The 15,405-nt window shown below is 47.3% G+C and carries 17 protein-coding genes and 1 pseudogene; 14 read left to right on the top strand and 4 right to left on the bottom strand.

The genetic code is table 11. The features are described from left to right. Together tuf and rpsJ are read left to right on the top strand one after the other, a co-directional pair. Positions 1–364 (top strand): annotated as a pseudogene (gene tuf / locus Q1V74_RS00170) (elongation factor Tu); the annotation flags it as partial. A gap of 64 nt (positions 365–428) precedes the next feature. After that, the gene (rpsJ, locus tag Q1V74_RS00165; protein ID WP_077734100.1) at positions 429–740 is read left to right on the top strand and encodes a 30S ribosomal protein S10; all 312 of its coding nucleotides are present in this window, start codon (positions 429–431) and stop codon (positions 738–740) included. 112 nt (positions 741–852) lie between these two features. On the opposite strand, the gene dctP is transcribed toward rpsJ, so the two are convergent. Genes dctP through Q1V74_RS00150 form a run of 3 tightly spaced genes read right to left on the bottom strand, consistent with a single transcriptional unit; the run spans position 853 to position 3,783 of the window. Further along, positions 853–1,950: a TRAP transporter substrate-binding protein DctP gene (gene dctP / locus Q1V74_RS00160; protein ID WP_300646506.1), complete on the bottom strand. Its 1,098-nt coding sequence runs from the start codon at positions 1,948–1,950 to the stop codon at positions 853–855. A gap of 23 nt (positions 1,951–1,973) precedes the next feature. Beyond that, complete coding sequence (locus tag Q1V74_RS00155; protein WP_300646505.1) at positions 1,974–3,296, bottom strand: TRAP transporter large permease subunit; 1,323 nt, start codon at positions 3,294–3,296, stop codon at positions 1,974–1,976. Then, a complete protein-coding gene (locus Q1V74_RS00150) occupies positions 3,286–3,783 on the bottom strand; it encodes a TRAP transporter small permease subunit (protein WP_260650549.1) in 498 nt (165 codons plus the stop codon). Before Q1V74_RS00150 ends, Q1V74_RS00155 begins: the two co-directional genes overlap by 11 nt. Before the next feature lie 173 nt (positions 3,784–3,956). Here Q1V74_RS00150 and Q1V74_RS00145 point away from each other — a divergent pair, with 173 nt between their 5' ends. The 11 genes from Q1V74_RS00145 to rpsQ all read left to right on the top strand — a co-directional run bounded on the left by Q1V74_RS00145 (position 3,957) and on the right by rpsQ (position 10,504). After that, entirely contained in the window at positions 3,957–5,612 is a 1,656-nt protein-coding gene (locus tag Q1V74_RS00145) for an AMP-binding protein (protein ID WP_300646504.1), read from the top strand. A gap of 172 nt (positions 5,613–5,784) precedes the next feature. Next, positions 5,785–6,459 (top strand): 50S ribosomal protein L3, encoded by a 675-nt coding sequence (rplC, locus tag Q1V74_RS00140; protein ID WP_260650551.1) that lies wholly within the window; start codon positions 5,785–5,787, stop codon positions 6,457–6,459. Between the two features lie 2 nt (positions 6,460–6,461). Beyond that, positions 6,462–7,079 (top strand): 50S ribosomal protein L4, encoded by a 618-nt coding sequence (gene rplD, locus Q1V74_RS00135; protein WP_300646501.1) that lies wholly within the window; start codon positions 6,462–6,464, stop codon positions 7,077–7,079. After that, on the top strand, positions 7,076–7,372 hold the full coding sequence (gene rplW, locus Q1V74_RS00130) for a 50S ribosomal protein L23 (protein ID WP_300646500.1): 297 nt from the start codon (positions 7,076–7,078) through the stop codon (positions 7,370–7,372). Before rplD ends, rplW begins: the two co-directional genes overlap by 4 nt. A 1-nt stretch (position 7,373) precedes the next feature. Further along, on the top strand, positions 7,374–8,201 hold the full coding sequence (gene rplB / locus Q1V74_RS00125; RefSeq protein ID WP_260650554.1) for a 50S ribosomal protein L2: 828 nt from the start codon (positions 7,374–7,376) through the stop codon (positions 8,199–8,201). An 11-nt stretch (positions 8,202–8,212) separates the two neighbouring features. Further along, entirely contained in the window at positions 8,213–8,488 is a 276-nt protein-coding gene (rpsS, locus tag Q1V74_RS00120; RefSeq protein WP_260650555.1) for a 30S ribosomal protein S19, read from the top strand. 3 nt (positions 8,489–8,491) lie between these two features. Beyond that, entirely contained in the window at positions 8,492–8,821 is a 330-nt protein-coding gene (gene rplV, locus Q1V74_RS00115) for a 50S ribosomal protein L22 (RefSeq protein WP_260650556.1), read from the top strand. Positions 8,822–8,830: 9 nt separating this feature from the next. Next, entirely contained in the window at positions 8,831–9,598 is a 768-nt protein-coding gene (gene rpsC, locus Q1V74_RS00110) for a 30S ribosomal protein S3 (RefSeq protein ID WP_260650557.1), read from the top strand. 2 nt (positions 9,599–9,600) lie between these two features. Next, positions 9,601–10,017: a 50S ribosomal protein L16 gene (gene rplP, locus Q1V74_RS00105; RefSeq protein WP_260650558.1), complete on the top strand. Its 417-nt coding sequence runs from the start codon at positions 9,601–9,603 to the stop codon at positions 10,015–10,017. Positions 10,018–10,026: 9 nt separating this feature from the next. Then, positions 10,027–10,218: a 50S ribosomal protein L29 gene (rpmC, locus tag Q1V74_RS00100; RefSeq protein ID WP_260650559.1), complete on the top strand. Its 192-nt coding sequence runs from the start codon at positions 10,027–10,029 to the stop codon at positions 10,216–10,218. Between the two features lies 1 nt (position 10,219). Beyond that, positions 10,220–10,504, top strand: a complete 285-nt coding sequence (gene rpsQ, locus Q1V74_RS00095; RefSeq protein ID WP_260650560.1) for a 30S ribosomal protein S17 — start codon at positions 10,220–10,222, stop codon at positions 10,502–10,504. Between the two features lie 85 nt (positions 10,505–10,589). On the opposite strand, the gene Q1V74_RS00090 is transcribed toward rpsQ, so the two are convergent. Then, positions 10,590–12,017, bottom strand: a complete 1,428-nt coding sequence (locus Q1V74_RS00090) for an NAD-dependent succinate-semialdehyde dehydrogenase (RefSeq protein WP_300646498.1) — start codon at positions 12,015–12,017, stop codon at positions 10,590–10,592. A 407-nt stretch (positions 12,018–12,424) separates the two neighbouring features. Between Q1V74_RS00090 and Q1V74_RS00085 the strand changes: the two genes are divergently transcribed. Continuing rightward, a partial coding sequence (locus tag Q1V74_RS00085; protein ID WP_300646497.1) for an ESPR-type extended signal peptide-containing protein occupies positions 12,425–15,405 on the top strand: 2,981 nt, incomplete at its 3' end.

Here is a 15,405-nt window from a genome sequence, read left to right as displayed (position 1 = left end):
CGTGGGTGTCTTGCTACGTGGTACCAAGCGTGAAGACGTTGAGCGTGGTCAAGTTTTGGCAGCGCCTGGCACCATCAAGCCTCACACAGACTTTGCGGCAGAGGTTTACATTCTGTCCAAAGAAGAGGGTGGTCGTCACACGCCTTTCTTTAAAGGCTACCGTCCTCAGTTCTACTTCCGTACGACTGACGTGACAGGTACTATTGAGCTACCTGAAGACAAGGAAATGGTTCTACCTGGCGATAACGTCGCGATGAACGTTTCTTTGATTGCTCCTATCGCCATGGAAGAGGGTCTACGTTTCGCGATTCGCGAGGGTGGCCGTACCGTTGGTGCTGGTGTGGTAGCTAAAATCATCAAATAAGCCAATCGGCTTATGATGACACGGGGGGTTATCCCCCCGTTTATTTCGTTCTTTAGGATTCCACATGAAAAACCAGAAAATTCGCATCCGCTTAAAAGCGTTTGATTACAAACTCATCGACCAGTCCGCCGCCGAGATCGTGGATACGGCTAAACGCACTGGTGCGGTAGTTCGTGGTCCCGTACCGCTACCTACACGTATCCGTCGTTACGATATTTTGAGCTCCCCTCACGTTAACAAAACAGCACGTGACCAGTTTGAAATCCGTACTCATCAGCGTTTAATGGACATTGTCGATCCAACCGACAAAACAGTTGATGCATTGATGCGTTTAGATCTACCTGCTGGTGTAGACGTAGAAATCGCTCTGCAGTAATTCCATTTGTTTGCTAGAGTGTTATGCTCTATCAAATAAATGAAAAGCCGAAAGGATTATCCTTTCGGCTTTTTTATTGTGCTAAGCCACCGATTGAAATAAAGGAAAAGACTTATTTATTGGCGCAAGCTTTGATTTTTTCTAAATCCGGTCCAGTAATCACACGACCTAAGTTATAAGGAATAGAAGCTGTACGCCAGTCTTTGTAGTCATTCAGGTACTCAACCTGGCTCAGGTAGACTTGAGCTGCTTTGGGGTTACTACATGCTACCTCAATCATGACCTCGTGGGCATTGTTCTGTATGGTATCCAAAGCCTCTTGGTCTAAGCGATGAATTTCTACCCCCGCTTTTTGAAAAGTACGCAAGCCATCGGCAGCACGTTTTTCCGTATAAGACATGGACCAGAGCATCGTGGCATCGGCAGCAATCTTGAGCTTTTCTTTGGTGGTGTCACTGAGTGCATCCCACGCTTTTTTATTGATCATCACGCCAAAAACGGAAGAGGACTGATGCCAACCGGGGGTGGTCCAGTGTTTGGTGACTTGATGCAAGCCGGCTGAAACGTCTACGTTAGGGGTAGAGAACTCAGCACCATCAATGACATTACGCTCCAGAGACTGGTACAGCTCTTGAGCTGCCATAGAAACTTGGGTGCCGCCAATGCTTTCTAGGACGCGGCCTTGTTCTAAACCCGATACACGTAAACGTTTGCCTTTGAATTCTTCTAAATTACGGATAGGGCTATTTGTGTGAAAACCGGCTTCGCTATTGGTAATGCCATAAGGAATATATACCATGCCAAATTGCCCATAGACATCGTTATATATATCGGCACCGCCCCATTGATGGATCCAGTTCGCGTAGTCCATCGCATTAAATAGACTAACGTGCGTGCCTAGCGCCGAGAAAGCCGGGTTGCGACCAGCCCAGTAACCAGGCCAGTCGCCACCGGCTTCAATTGTGCCTGACTCTACCGCACTAAATACTTCGCCAGAAGGCACTAAGGCTCCACCTTCGTAAAAGTTGACTTTGAGCTCATCGCCAGCGAGCTTATTAACCAGCTCTACCCATTTTTTGTCGATTTCAATAAGCTCAAAAGAGGCTGGCCATGTACTGGTCATGGTCCACTCTTGTTTTTTGGCTTGGGCTAAGCCTGTAACGCTAATAAGTGCTGCACCTAATACAGCGCTTAGTTTTTTTAGTTTCATTGTTGTCTCCTCGGTGTGGTGAGTTAGTTTCCATATAAGGTTTGAGGTAGCCATGTGACAAGGCTTGGGAAAAAAGCCACTAAAAAGCACATAAGAATAATCAAACCAATAAAGGGAATCACGCCCGTAATAATATCCATGGTTTTAATGGATTTTGGGGTAATTGCGCGTAAGTAAAAAAGCGCGTAGCCAAAGGGTGGCGTTAAGAAAGATGTCTGTAAAACGACTGCAACGAGTACGACAAACCACAGTACGCTTACGCCCATTTCTTGTACAACGGGCAAAAAGATAGGAAAAGAAAGTAAAACAATTCCCGTCCAGTCTAAAAAGCAGCCTAGGATAAAAGTGATTAGGAGCATGACGAAAATAAGTAGCCAAGGCTCCATATTTAAACCACGCATTAGGTCCTGTGCAGCGGCAAGACCGCCTGTGATATTAAAGACCCCTGTAAATGCCGTAGCTCCCACCACAATAAATAAAATCATGGCAGAGGTGCGACCAGTTTCATATAAAGCGCCAAGAAAGGTTTTCCAACGGAATTTACCGCGAAAAATCACGATCAATAAAGCAAGTAATACCCCAATGGCTGAAGCTTCGGTGGCGGTAGCAATGCCAGCAAGCATCGAGCCGAGAATGCCAAAAATTAAAGCAAGAGGGGGTAAGGCTTCTACGAGAAGCATTTTGATTAGGACGTGGCGACTGACTTTTTCCTCGGTTTGTACAGATGGTGCCCGCTCGGGGTTTTTCCAAGCGACAAAAACAACCCAGGCGGCATAGAGTAAACCAAGCGTAATACCAGGAATGAGCGCTCCAGCAAAAAGCTCACCAACAGAAAGAGGCGAGTAGCTAGACATCAGGATGAGCATAATAGAAGGGGGGATAAGAATCCCTAAGCATCCTGATGAGGCAATTACACCCGTAGTGAGCTTGGGACAATAGCCATACCGTAACATTGGGCGTAACGCCATCATGCTTGTCACAGTAATAGAAGCCCCAATAATTCCCGTGGTGGCCGCAAGTAAAATGGAAATAAATACCACGGCCAATGCTAAGCCTCCGCGTACATTTGACATCAGTAAACGCAAGGACTCAAACATTTTGTCAGTGACCTCAGAGTCTGACAAAAATCGTGCCATTAAGACAAAAAGCGGGATAGCAATTAGGGTGTAGTTATCGAGTACGTCACCAAAAATACGATTGACCACAATGCCTAACACCATAGGCTTGCCTGCTAAAAAAGCACCGATGACGGCTGTGCCACCTAGAACAAAAGCCAGAGGGTGGCCCATAAAAAGCCCAAGTAGTAGCAGCCCGCCCATGCATAAAGCGATTATTTCAGGTGTCATGACGAAGCTCCGATGTGGTGCAAAGACGAATTACTTCGGCAATACCTTGTAGTAACAGCAAAACAGCAGCGACCACCATGGCCATTTTTAGAGGGTAAACCGGTAACTGGACGGCGCCGTAAGTTGTTTCCCCCTGGCTCCAGGAGCGCATAGCGAATTGATAACTACGTGTTAGAAAAACCCAGCTAAAAGGGAAAAAGAAAAGAAAATAGCCGAGTACTTCAGTGATTTGACGCGCACGTGGTGAAAAGCGTTGGATAAGCAGATCTACCCGTACATGGGCCTGATGCTTTAAGGCATAAGCCCCCAACATAAGAAAATAAAATCCATAAAGCTGCTTGCTCACATCAAAAGCCCAACGGGTTGGTTGGTGAAAGACGTAACGCATGAAAACGTCGTAGATAATAATGCCAGCAAAAGCTACCGCTAATGTCGATAGCGCTTTACCTATGTATTCATTAAGCGCATCTATAGCCCTGAGCAACATATGTCCCCTTATCATTGTGATTATCTATGTGGTGTTAATGAGGTATAAAGGTGTGTTTAAGTCTAGGCGGGGGTAGAAGGATTCACAATTTAGGTTTACCCTTACGTTAACGGCATGCGCTTATGATTTACACTAAAAAGCAATAAATAACGCCAGAGCAACAAGGAGGAGATATGATCGAAATTGAAAAACATACCACCATTGGTACTGCATTATTGGCCGCGGCGGATCGTTACGCCGACCATCCGTTGTTTGTGGTGCCAGAAAATCCGAATCGGGATTATGACCCTAATGGGTTAAGCCTTAGTTTTGCACAGGTGGCGCAACAGGTTTTACAAACGGCGCAGATATATCAGGAGCAAGGTTATGGTTTTCCACATCATGTCGCTTTGTTTTTAGAGAATCAATCGGCACATTTGATTCATAAGCTGGCGCTTAATCATATTGGAGCATGTTGTGTACCTGTTAACCCAAGTTATAAAACGTTAGAGCTGGTGTATTTGTTTGAGCATGCAAAGCCTGAACTGGTGGTCGTACTGGATAAATACTTAGTTGCGGTGCAGGTGGCTGTAGAGCAAGCGTCTCATAAGCCACATATTGTGCCGCTATCACAGTTCGAGACACTACCTGCTCCTAAGCAAAAAGCACAAGCGCATACCGTGCAGTCAGATACACCAGCAAGCATTCTTTATACCTCAGGCACAACAGGAAAACCCAAAGGCTGCGTATTGTCTCATCGGTATGAGCTAGCTAGTGGTGATTGGTATGCACGTAAGGGGGGGTTAATTCAAATCCATGAAACACAGGATCGGCTATATAACCCATTGCCGCTCTTTCATATTAACTCTTCGGTTCTGTCCTTCTTTTGCATGATGCTAACAGGAAATTGCCAAATTCAGAGTGATCGCTTTCAGCCGTCACGTTGGTGGCAAGAGGTCATACAAACCGATGCATCCATTGTGCATTATTTGGGCGTGATTATTCCTTTGTTATTAAAACAGCCTGAGTCAGCACTAGATCGACAGCATCGCGTGCGCTTTGGTCACGGCGCTGGTGTAGAGCCGCAGTTACACGCTTTATTTGAAGAGCGATTTGGCTTTCCTTTGATTGAGCTGTGGGGGATGACGGAAATTGTACGAGTATTTACGGTAAATGAACCACCACGTAAAGTAGGTACACGTGCATTTGGGCGTCCAGTGCCTGGCATGGAGGTCAAAATTGTGGATACTGAGGGCAACGAGGTAGCCAAAGGTGAACAAGGGGAAATGCTTGTGCGCCATTCAGAGGCCTCTCCACGAAAGGATTTTTTTAGTGGTTATCTTAATGATCCTGAGGCTACAGAAAAAGCGTGGCGCGGGGGGTGGTTTCATACTGGGGATATGGTGTATCAGGACGAAGAAGATGGCATGCTGCATTTTGTAGACAGGGACAAAAACATCATTCGGCGTTCTGGGGAAAACATTGCAGCAGCCGAAGTCGAGGCGCTGATCCTAACACACCCAGCAGTACGGCAAGTGGCGGTCTTAGCGGCTCCAGACCCAATTCGAGAGGCTGAGGTATTGGCTTGTGTGGAATTGCGTCCCGAGTTTGCAGATCAGATCGACGCAGAAGGGGGCGAAGCTGCCCAACAGTTAGCCGAATCCATATTTCAGCATTGTCATCAGCAGCTGGCTTACTACAAATCGCCTGGGTGGTTATATTTTATTGACGAAATCCCCACTACTGGGACTCAGAAAATACAAAAACATCAAATCTTCCCAAATATCGCCGACCCAACGACCCAAGCCGGTATGATCGACTTGCGCCATTTAAAACGAAGGGGTTCGTAAAGCGTTGTATTTGTGATATTTATTTTGGTCATGCTCTTGTTGACATGGCTTTAGTCATGCTATATTTATATGCTTAGCTATTTATTAGTTACAAGAAGGTTTTGTGTGCAGAATCATCTGCTCGCGTAATCAAGTTAGCCCCGACCAATCGCAGTCGGGAATGGAGAATAAGATGTCGAACTCGACACCTGTGCCTGCCGCATGGCGGTTGGGCCTTGTTGGGCGCAAAATCGGCATGACCCGCATTTTTACAGAGGACGGAGAATCCGTACCTGTAACGGTGCTGGACGTGTCCAATAACCGCGTCACCCAAATCAAGACGCCCGAAGTCGATGGCTATGCTGCCGTTCAGCTAGCTTATGGCTCTCGTCGCGCCTCCCGTGTTAATAAACCTGCCGCTGGTCATTTTGCCAAAGCAGGGGTAGAAGCCGGTAGTATCCTTAAAGAATTCCGTCTAGATCCCGCTAAAATTGCTGATCACAATCCTGGTGATGTGATTGCAATCGACAGCGTATTTGAAGCCGGCCAAAAAGTAGACGTTACAGGTACCACTATCGGTAAAGGTTTTGCCGGTACGATCAAGCGTCACAACTTCTCTGGTCAGCGTAACTCCCACGGTAACTCGATCTCTCACCGTGCCCCCGGTTCTATCGGTATGGCGCAGGATCCAGGTCGTGTTTTCCCTGGTAAAAAAATGGCCGGTCACATGGGTGATGTTACCCGCACCGTTCAAAATCTAGATGTTGTGCGTGTTGATGCAGAACGTGGCTTGTTGTTGGTCCGTGGCGCTGTGCCCGGTCACAAAAACGGCAACGTTGTTGTGCGTCCCGCCGTTAAAGGAGCCTAATCATGGAACTCAAGCTCCTGAATGATCAGGGTCAAGCTTCTACTTTTGCGGCTTCCGATGTAGTATTCGGCCGCGAGTTTAACGAAGCCCTCGTACACCAGATTGTTGTTGCCTATCAAGCCAATGCTCGTAGCGCTAACAGCAAGCAAAAAACACGTGCTGAAGTTAACTACAGCACACGTAAACCTTGGCGCCAAAAAGGCACCGGCCGTGCCCGTGCGGGTATGGCATCCTCGCCATTATGGCGTGGGGGTGGTCGTACGTTCCCTAACTCGCCTGACCAAAATTTCAGCCACAAAGTTAACAAGAAAATGTACCGTGCTGGTTTGCAGTCCATTTTCTCTCAGTTAGCTCGCGAAGGTCGTATTTCTGTAGTTGAGTCTTTTGAACTAGAAGCTCCCAAAACCAAATTGGCAGCAACTAAACTAAAAGAATTAGGCTTGGAGTCTGTGCTGATCATTACTGATAGCATCGATGAAAACGTCTACCTCGCTACACGTAACTTGCCTCATGTAGCTGTGGTCGAACCGCGTGATGCCGATCCTTTATCTTTGATCTACTACAAAAACGTATTGATCACTAAAGCGGCTGTCGCTCAAATCGAGGAGATGTTGGGATGAACGCCGAACGCTTATACCAAGTCATCCTAGCTCCAGTCGTGACCGAAAAAGCCACGATGGTAGCTGAAAATAATCAGCAAATCGCTTTCCGCGTAGCACCTGATGCGACCAAACCCGAAATTAAAGCAGCTGTAGAAATGCTCTTTAATGTAGAAGTCGAGTCTGTTCAGGTTCTAAACCAAAACGGTAAAGCCAAGCGATTTGGTCGTTTCGAAGGTCGCCGCCGCAACGAACGTAAAGCCTACGTTCGCATTAAAGACGGTCAGGAACTCGACTTTACGGAGATGAACTAATATGGCACTCGTAAAAGTTAAGCCCACGTCTGCAGGTCGTCGCGGCATGATTAAAGTAGTGCATTCTGAGCTCCACAAAGGCGCTCCTTATGCTCCACTACTCGAAAAGAAAAAGCGTAGCTCTGGCCGTAATAACAACGGTCATATCACCGTACGTCATCGTGGCGGCGGTCACAAACAGCACTATCGTATTGTTGATTTCCGTCGTAATAAAGATGGTATCCCTGCGAAAGTCGAGCGTTTAGAATACGATCCAAACCGTACAGCGCATATCGCCTTGTTGTGTTATGCCGACGGTGAGCGTCGTTACATTATTGCTCCTCGTGGTCTAGAAGTTGGTGCTACGCTCTTGTCCGGTCAGGATGCGCCTATCCGCGCTGGTAACACCCTACCTATCCGTAACATCCCAATCGGTGCAACCATTCACTGTATTGAAATGCTACCAGGTAAAGGTGCTCAACTAGCTCGTTCAGCAGGTGCTTCTGCCGTATTGCTAGCACGCGATGGTTCTTACGCTCAGGTACGTTTACGTTCCGGTGAAGTCCGTCGTGTTCATATCGACTGTCGTGCCACTATTGGCTCCGTCAGTAACGAAGATCACAGCTTGCGTCAAATTGGTAAAGCCGGTGCCACTCGTTGGCGCGGTATTCGTCCTACTGTTCGTGGTGTGGCCATGAACCCGATCGATCACCCGCATGGTGGTGGTGAGGGTAAAACAGGTGAAGGTCGTGAACCCGTCAGTCCATGGGGTACTCCTACTAAGGGTTACCGTACACGTCGTAACAAACGCACAGACAACATGATTGTCTCGCGTCGCAAGCGCAAGTAAGGGGCGAACAAATGTCACGTTCGATTAAAAAAGGCCCATTTGTAGACGAGCACCTACTGAACAAAGTAGAGGCTGCCGTTGAGGGCAAAGACAAACGTCCGATCAAAACCTGGTCGCGTCGTTCTACCATCCTGCCCGAATTCATCGGGCTGACGATTGCCGTGCATAATGGTCGTCAACATATTCCCGTTTACATCAACGAGAACATGGTTGGCCACAAGCTCGGTGAATTCGCATTGACCCGTACCTTTAAGGGTCACATTGCGGACAAGAAGTCACGGAGATAAGCGATGGAAACCACAGCAACAATTCGTGGAGTACGTATCTCTGCTCAGAAAGCTCGCTTAGTTGCCGATATGATTCGCGGCAAGTCTGTAGAGCAAGCATTGAATACGCTAACATTTACTCCCAAGAAAGCCGCTGGCATTATCAAAAAAGCGCTTGAGTCCGCTATTGCTAATGCTGAACATAACGATGGTGCCGACATCGATGAGTTGCGCGTAACCGCTATTCAGGTTGATAAAGCGCAATCTTTGAAACGTTTTTCCGCTCGTGCCAAAGGCCGCGGTAACCGCATCGAAAAGCAAACCTGCCACATTGTGGTTAAGGTCGGCGCTTAAGGAGTCACAATGGGACAAAAAGTTCACCCAATTGGGTTCCGCCTCGCGGTTAACCGTAACTGGAATTCTCGCTGGTACGCTGATCACAACGATTTCAGCGGTATGCTAGCTGATGATATCCGCGTGCGCGAATACCTCAAGAAGAAGCTTAAAAACGCTTCTGTTGGTCGTGTCGTAATTGAGCGTCCATCTAAAAACGCTCGCGTCACCATTTACTCTGCCCGTCCAGGCGTAGTAATTGGTAAGCGCGGTGAAGACATCGAAAATCTAAAAGTCGATCTTCAGCGTTTGATGGGTGTACCTGTACACGTAAACATCGAAGAAATTCGTAAACCTGAAACCGATGCTCAGCTTATCGCTGATTCTATCGCTCAGCAGCTAGAAAAACGTATTATGTTCCGTCGCGCGATGAAACGCGCTATGCAGAACGCGATGCGTCTAGGTGCTCAGGGTATTAAAATTGCCAGTTCCGGTCGTTTGAACGGTATTGAAATTGCTCGTACCGAATGGTATCGCGAAGGTCGTGTGCCTCTACACACTTTGCGTGCTCACATCGACTACGCAACGGCTGAAGCTCATACCACTTACGGTATCATCGGTATTAAAGTCTGGGTCTATAAAGGCGATATGTTGCCCAACGGCGAATTGCCTCAAGAGACAGCCGCACCCGAAGAGCGTCGTCAACGTCGCCCACGTGGGGAGCGCCCCGAAGGTCGTCGTCCTGGTCGTGGACGTGGCCCTCGTCGTGACGCAGCACCGGCGCCAGAAGGAGAATAATTATGTTGCAACCTTCTCGTAGAAAATATCGCAAGGAACACAAAGGCCGTAACACAGGTCTAGCGACTCGTGGCACCCAAGTTTCCTTTGGCGAATTCGGTTTAAAGGCGACGGGTCGTGGTCGTTTAACTGCTCGTCAAATCGAAGCGGCACGTCGTGCGATCAACCGTCACATTAAGCGTGGTGGCCGTATCTGGATTCGTGTCTTCCCTGACAAACCTATTTCGCAGAAACCTGCTGAGGTTCGTATGGGTAGCGGTAAAGGTAGTCCAGAGTACTGGGTCGCTGAAATTCAACCCGGCAAAATGCTGTACGAAATGGAAGGCGTAAGCGAAGAGCTCGCACGCGAAGCATTCCGTCTAGCTGCTGCCAAGCTCCCATTTTCTACCACTTTTGTGGTACGAAACATTGGTGCTTAAGGAGATCACATGAAAGCCAGCGAACTCCGTTCTAAAGAAACCGCCGAGCTCCAAACAGAGCTTGAAAGTCTGCTGAAAGCGCAATTTAGCTTGCGTATGCAAAAAGCCACTCAGCAGCTTTCCAACACCAGCCAGCTATCTAAAGTGCGTCGTGATATTGCTCGCGTGCGTACCGTAATGGCTGAGAAAGCAGGAAAGTAATATGAGCGAAACTCAAACTACACCCGTTGCAGAAAAGCGTCAGCGCCTTTTACAAGGTCGTGTGGTCAGCACCAAAATGGATAAAACCGTGGTCGTTCGTGTAGAGCGCCGCGTTAAACATCCTTTATATGGCAAGATCATCGTCCGTTCACGTAAATATCATGCGCACGACGAAACCAACCAATACAACGAAGGCGATATTGTTGAAATCGCCGAGGGCCGTCCTATCAGCCGCCACAAATCGTGGACTGTTGTACGTTTGGTGACACCTGCCCGCGTTATTTAATTAACGCCGCTTAGATACTACGGGATCTAAGTCTAAAAAACCCCAGTCGTTTGGCTGGGGTTTTTTTATGAGAATATAGGCAGGGTTAACGCTGAGTAATGAATTTGGTTACGACATAACCATCAAATGTTTCTATCCCTCCTTCGCTACCAATACCACTGTCTTTAATACCACCAAAGGGCGTTTCTGGTAGAGCGACCCCAAAGTGGTTGATACTTACCATCCCTGCTTGCAGGGCGTTAGAGACCTGGTGTGCGGTTTGTAAGTGATTGGTAAACGCATAAGCGGCTAATCCATAAGGTAAAGCATTGGCACGACGCAATACTTCTTCCGTATCATGAAAACGCGTCAGGGGCGCAATTGGGCCAAAGGGCTCTTCGGTCATGAGTTGGGCTTGATCGTCCAGTTCAGAAATTACCGTAGGGGCATAAAAATAACCGGTTTTATCTAATCGTTTACCACCCAATTCGATTTTGCCACCATGCTTTAGTGCGTTTTGGACGAATTGATCCATCGTAGCGAGACGGCGCTCGTGTGCCAGGGGCCCCATATCCGTTTCAGGATCTAAACCATCGCCTATATTTATGTTCGCTAAAATATCGATAAAGGTTTTTTTGAACTCATCGTAAATGGCATCGTGGATATAAAAGCGCGTAGGGGAAATGCATACCTGTCCTGCATTGCGTATTTTAAAATAAGCCAACTGTTTTGCTACACGAGCTATATCGACATCAGGGAAGACTAAAACAGGAGAGTGCCCACCCAGTTCCATGGTAATGGGTTTCATGTGAGCCCCAGCTAAAGCGGCGAGTTGCTTGCCTACCGGAACAGAGCCTGTAAAAGAGACTTTACGTACGATAGGGGAGCGAATTAAATAGTCAGATATTTCTGCAGGAACCCCCCAAACAACGTTTAGCACCCCTTGGGGTAAACCGGCTTCGTGAAAAATGCGGGCGATGGCCATGACAGCGCTAGGGGAGTCTTCTGGCCCTTTAATGATAATGGTGCAGCCCGCTCCAATCGCAGCAGAAATTTTACGAATAGCCTGGTTAAACGGAAAGTTCCAGGGGGTAAATGCGGCGCAAACACCGATGGGTTCTTTAACGACGATTTGTCTTACGCGTGGGTCGCGAGGAGGAATCACACGACCGTAGATGCGGCGACATTCTTCTGCATGCCAATCGGCATGATCAGCGCAGCTTTTGACTTCGCCTACGGATTCCGCTAACGGTTTACCTTGATCCAAAGTGATATGTCGCCCAATTTCCTCAGCTCGATCTCGACAAAGCTGAGCGACCTTACGCAGAATTTTACTGCGCTCCATAGGGGAGCTATGACGCCAGGATTCAAATGCGGCTTGCGCACTTTGTAAGGCGTGATCTAAATCACGGGTGGTGGCGATAGGTAGCTGACCAAGGTTTTCTAGTGTGGCAGGGTTAATAATAGCTTGGTGTTGTGTGGCATTGCCATTTGTGAACTCACCATTGATGTAAAAGTTGATTGTGGGGTACATAGTCTCTCCTGTAATTAAAATTATCTTTTAAACGACATTGTTACTGATTTAACACAAATTAACGTGCCAACTATAGAGAAATACGGCTTTTTTGTGTTTATTTGTTAAAATGTAAACAGTTTAATGCGGCTCTAGTCTGTATTAAGGTGAAACTTAATAAGCAGGGTGTTTTGTAGGAATATAGGGTTGGAAAAACTGTTTCCCTTGCTAATTAAGAAGCCTGATGAGTTTTATATAAGAGGCTAAAAGCAAAGATCTCCTCTACTTCATAATAATTTAGACAGTTTATTGAAAAAAAACGGTAGTGGTGAAGTTGCTGTTTTCAGATAGATGGAAAGGCGTTTGTAAAGTGGTCTTATTCGGCTAGTTTTGCAGCTTGATTCAATTATTATCATTAAGGGATAGATATGAACCGTGTCTATAAAACTGTTTGGAGTGAAAAAACGGGAACTTTTATTGCCGTATCCGAACATAAGAAAACCAGAGGGAAGCGATCGGGCTCAGTGAAAGCAGCGGTAGTGGGCGCGGTATTGGCGACTGGCTCGTTGGTGATGGGCGATGCTTTAGCAGCTACTGGCATTGATGGAGGTACAGGGGCTGGAACGGCGATTTCAGAGTGTAAAGGTAGAGATCAGGCTAATGCGGGTAAGAAAGAATCAATTGCAATTGGTTGCAAGGCAGAAGCGGATACTAAAGGTAAGGATACAACATTTTATAACAGAGAAAATCCATACAATAAGGATGTAGATACAAAAGAAAAATATCATTCTGTGGCGATAGGTACAGACGCCAAAGCTAAAGAAGCTTCTGTCGCTTTTGGGCATGGTGCTCAAGCAGCGGCTGATAAGAGTGCGCTTGCAATCGCTATTGGCTCTCAAGCAAAAGCAGAAAACGTTGCTTCGTTGGCAATTGGTCCAGCAGCATTGGCTACTGGAAATACTGCCTTGGCATTAGGGCGTCAAACAGCTGCCACTGGAGACTTTGCACAAGCAATTGGTAATGTTGCTGCAGCAACCGGAGTGGGCTCTCTTGCAGTAGGCCACTCTGCGACCGCGACCGGTAAACGCTCGATTGCTATTGGGGCTGCAGATATTGATAACGCCGCTAGTACTGGAAATCAAAATGGTACTGTCTACATGACCGGTGAGCAGACCCTAGCAACAGGTCAAGATGCTATTGCTTTTGGTGCTGCCGCAAATGCTACGAGTAATTATTCGCTTGCAATTGGAGCGCATTCTGAGGCGAGTGGTTTAAACTCTACAGCAATGGGTTATAAAGCAGAAGCGACAGGGGAAAATACTTTTGCGTCGGGTGCCAGTGCCAGAGCTTCTGGTAAAGATGCTTTTGCTTTAGGCGCGAACTCTGTAGGTCAGGGTGATCGTTCTTTCGCTATGGGGCCAAATGCTCAGGCGATAGGTGAAAATGCCCTCGCCTTGGGTAGCTTGTCAGAAGCTCATCAAAAAAATTCGATTGCTGTTGGTGTTAATGCTAAAGCCAATTTTGCCGATAGTGTCGCACTTGGCTCAAACTCCTCTGTAGATCATGAAAACAGTATCGCAATCGGCACAGGATCCACTACCAATGACTATACAGCTCACGAGGCCTTTTTGTATGAGTCCGGGGCTGCTGGGGCAATCGCTACAGGCGCCGTTTCTATTGGTAATGGTTCGGGCAGCGTTGCTGGAGGCGCATCTAATGAAAGACGCTTGCAAAACGTAGCAGCGGGTGGTGCAGATACTGACGCAGTCAACGTATCCCAGTTGAAAAAGCACAAAGCAATCACCGACAAAACAGGCGGCGATATTGCAAATCATTTAGGTGGTGGTGCCGAATTTAATCCTAATAATGGTGCGATTAAAGCCCCAACTTATGCTGTAAATAACAATACATATAATAATGTAGGGGATGCGTTAAAAGCTTCTAATACTACAGTTAAAGCTGGAACGAATGCGAGCGTAAGTAAGAGCATTAGCTCAGAAACAGGCGCAGCGATTTATACTGTAAATGCGGATAACAGTACTGTGAGTGCTGGCTCTGATGCTGTTTCAGTTGTTGTTTCAGATAAAAACGCTCAAAATGTTACTGACTATAAGGTTGACCTTAGCCAAGAAACTAAAGATAGTTTAGTTAATGCCAATAAAGGTTGGAACTATACAGCTGGTGGTGAAAACAAAACGAATGTTGCGCCTGGTGCGACGGTTGACTTCGGTAATACCGATGAGAATATCGTGATCACCAAAGGTGATGATGGGCTTGAGTTTAATTTGGCCAAGGACATCAAGGGTCTGGACAGTATCACCATCAACAATGGTCCGGTGATCAGCAGCAACGGCATCAATATGGGTGGTAAGAAGATCACCAATCTGGCGGCAGGTGAAGCTGACACAGATGCGGTGAACGTGTCACAGTTGAAGGAAGTCTCTGAGGTTGCTAACAAGGGCCTGAACTTCAGCGCCAATGATGGCGGTCTGAAGAATTCTAAGTTGGGTTCCACGGTGACGGTTGCCGGTGCTCAAGGCAATGCCGACTGGTTGAAGTTCGACGAAGGCCAGAACATCATGACGCAGATTGAGCAGGATGCTGATGGCAACAGTGTGATTCGTGTGGCCTTGTCCAAAGACATCACGGGGCTAGAGACCATTGTTTTGGGTGAAAACGGTACACCGGGTAAGGATGGGGTGGATGGAGCGCCAGGCGTTGGTATTAACGGTAAGGATGGTGCCATTGGTATTACTGGTAAAGACGGTGCAGGTGCTGACTTGACCGTTGCAATGGGAGCTCCCGGTCTTGCCGGTAATGATGGTAAGGATGGTGAAAGTAAGACTCGTATCGTGTACGAGAAGTCAGATGGTACGACTGAAGAAGTAGCGACCTTAAATGACGGTTTACGCTTCGTGGGTGATGACGGTAAAGTCGTTGAACGTAAGCTGAACGAGACCTTAGGTCTTGTTGGCGGTGCGGACGTGGATGCCTTGACTGAGAACAACATCGGTGTGGTTCAGAAAGACGACGGCAGCCTAAGCATTCAGTTAGCAGAGAATGTTGATCTGGGCGAAGGCGGTACAGTGACCATTGGTGATACCTTCATCGACAATAGCAGCGTTAGCACAACTAACCTGACTGTAACTGGTGAAACCAAGTTAGGTGACAACTTCTATGTGACCAAAGAAGGCGATGTTCACTATGATGGTGACATCACAGAGGGTACGCATGTTGTTAATAAAAACTACGTCGATAACAGCATTACTGACTTAACCAACACGGGTTTAGTGTTTGATGCGAACGACGGTGGTCCATTTACCTCTAAGCTAGGTTCGACGGTGACTGTTGCGGGTTCGGATGCGAACACGGAGTGGGCTAAGTTTGATGACGGTCAGAACATCATGAC

This window comes from Paenalcaligenes sp., from assembly GCF_030152715.1.
GTDB lineage: Bacteria > Pseudomonadota > Gammaproteobacteria > Burkholderiales > Burkholderiaceae_B > Paenalcaligenes > Paenalcaligenes hermetiae.
The sequence above is the reverse complement of the archived record's forward strand: the minus strand, read 5'-3'. Positions and strand labels throughout refer to the sequence as shown.

Excerpts from the sequence above, each read along its gene's own strand:
- rpsJ (WP_077734100.1), top strand. The coding sequence starts at position 429 with ATGAAAAACCAGAAAATTCGCATCCGCTTAAAAGCGTTTGATTACAAA.
- dctP (WP_300646506.1), bottom strand. The coding sequence starts at position 1,950 with ATGAAACTAAAAAAACTAAGCGCTGTATTAGGTGCAGCACTTATTAGC.
- Q1V74_RS00155 (WP_300646505.1), bottom strand. The coding sequence starts at position 3,296 with ATGACACCTGAAATAATCGCTTTATGCATGGGCGGGCTGCTACTACTT.
- Q1V74_RS00150 (WP_260650549.1), bottom strand. The coding sequence starts at position 3,783 with ATGTTGCTCAGGGCTATAGATGCGCTTAATGAATACATAGGTAAAGCG.
- Q1V74_RS00145 (WP_300646504.1), top strand. The coding sequence starts at position 3,957 with ATGATCGAAATTGAAAAACATACCACCATTGGTACTGCATTATTGGCC.
- rplC (WP_260650551.1), top strand. The coding sequence starts at position 5,785 with ATGTCGAACTCGACACCTGTGCCTGCCGCATGGCGGTTGGGCCTTGTT.
- rplD (WP_300646501.1), top strand. The coding sequence starts at position 6,462 with ATGGAACTCAAGCTCCTGAATGATCAGGGTCAAGCTTCTACTTTTGCG.
- rplW (WP_300646500.1), top strand. The coding sequence starts at position 7,076 with ATGAACGCCGAACGCTTATACCAAGTCATCCTAGCTCCAGTCGTGACC.
- rplB (WP_260650554.1), top strand. The coding sequence starts at position 7,374 with ATGGCACTCGTAAAAGTTAAGCCCACGTCTGCAGGTCGTCGCGGCATG.
- rpsS (WP_260650555.1), top strand. The coding sequence starts at position 8,213 with ATGTCACGTTCGATTAAAAAAGGCCCATTTGTAGACGAGCACCTACTG.
- rplV (WP_260650556.1), top strand. The coding sequence starts at position 8,492 with ATGGAAACCACAGCAACAATTCGTGGAGTACGTATCTCTGCTCAGAAA.
- rpsC (WP_260650557.1), top strand. The coding sequence starts at position 8,831 with ATGGGACAAAAAGTTCACCCAATTGGGTTCCGCCTCGCGGTTAACCGT.
- rplP (WP_260650558.1), top strand. The coding sequence starts at position 9,601 with ATGTTGCAACCTTCTCGTAGAAAATATCGCAAGGAACACAAAGGCCGT.
- rpmC (WP_260650559.1), top strand. The coding sequence starts at position 10,027 with ATGAAAGCCAGCGAACTCCGTTCTAAAGAAACCGCCGAGCTCCAAACA.
- rpsQ (WP_260650560.1), top strand. The coding sequence starts at position 10,220 with ATGAGCGAAACTCAAACTACACCCGTTGCAGAAAAGCGTCAGCGCCTT.
- Q1V74_RS00090 (WP_300646498.1), bottom strand. The coding sequence starts at position 12,017 with ATGTACCCCACAATCAACTTTTACATCAATGGTGAGTTCACAAATGGC.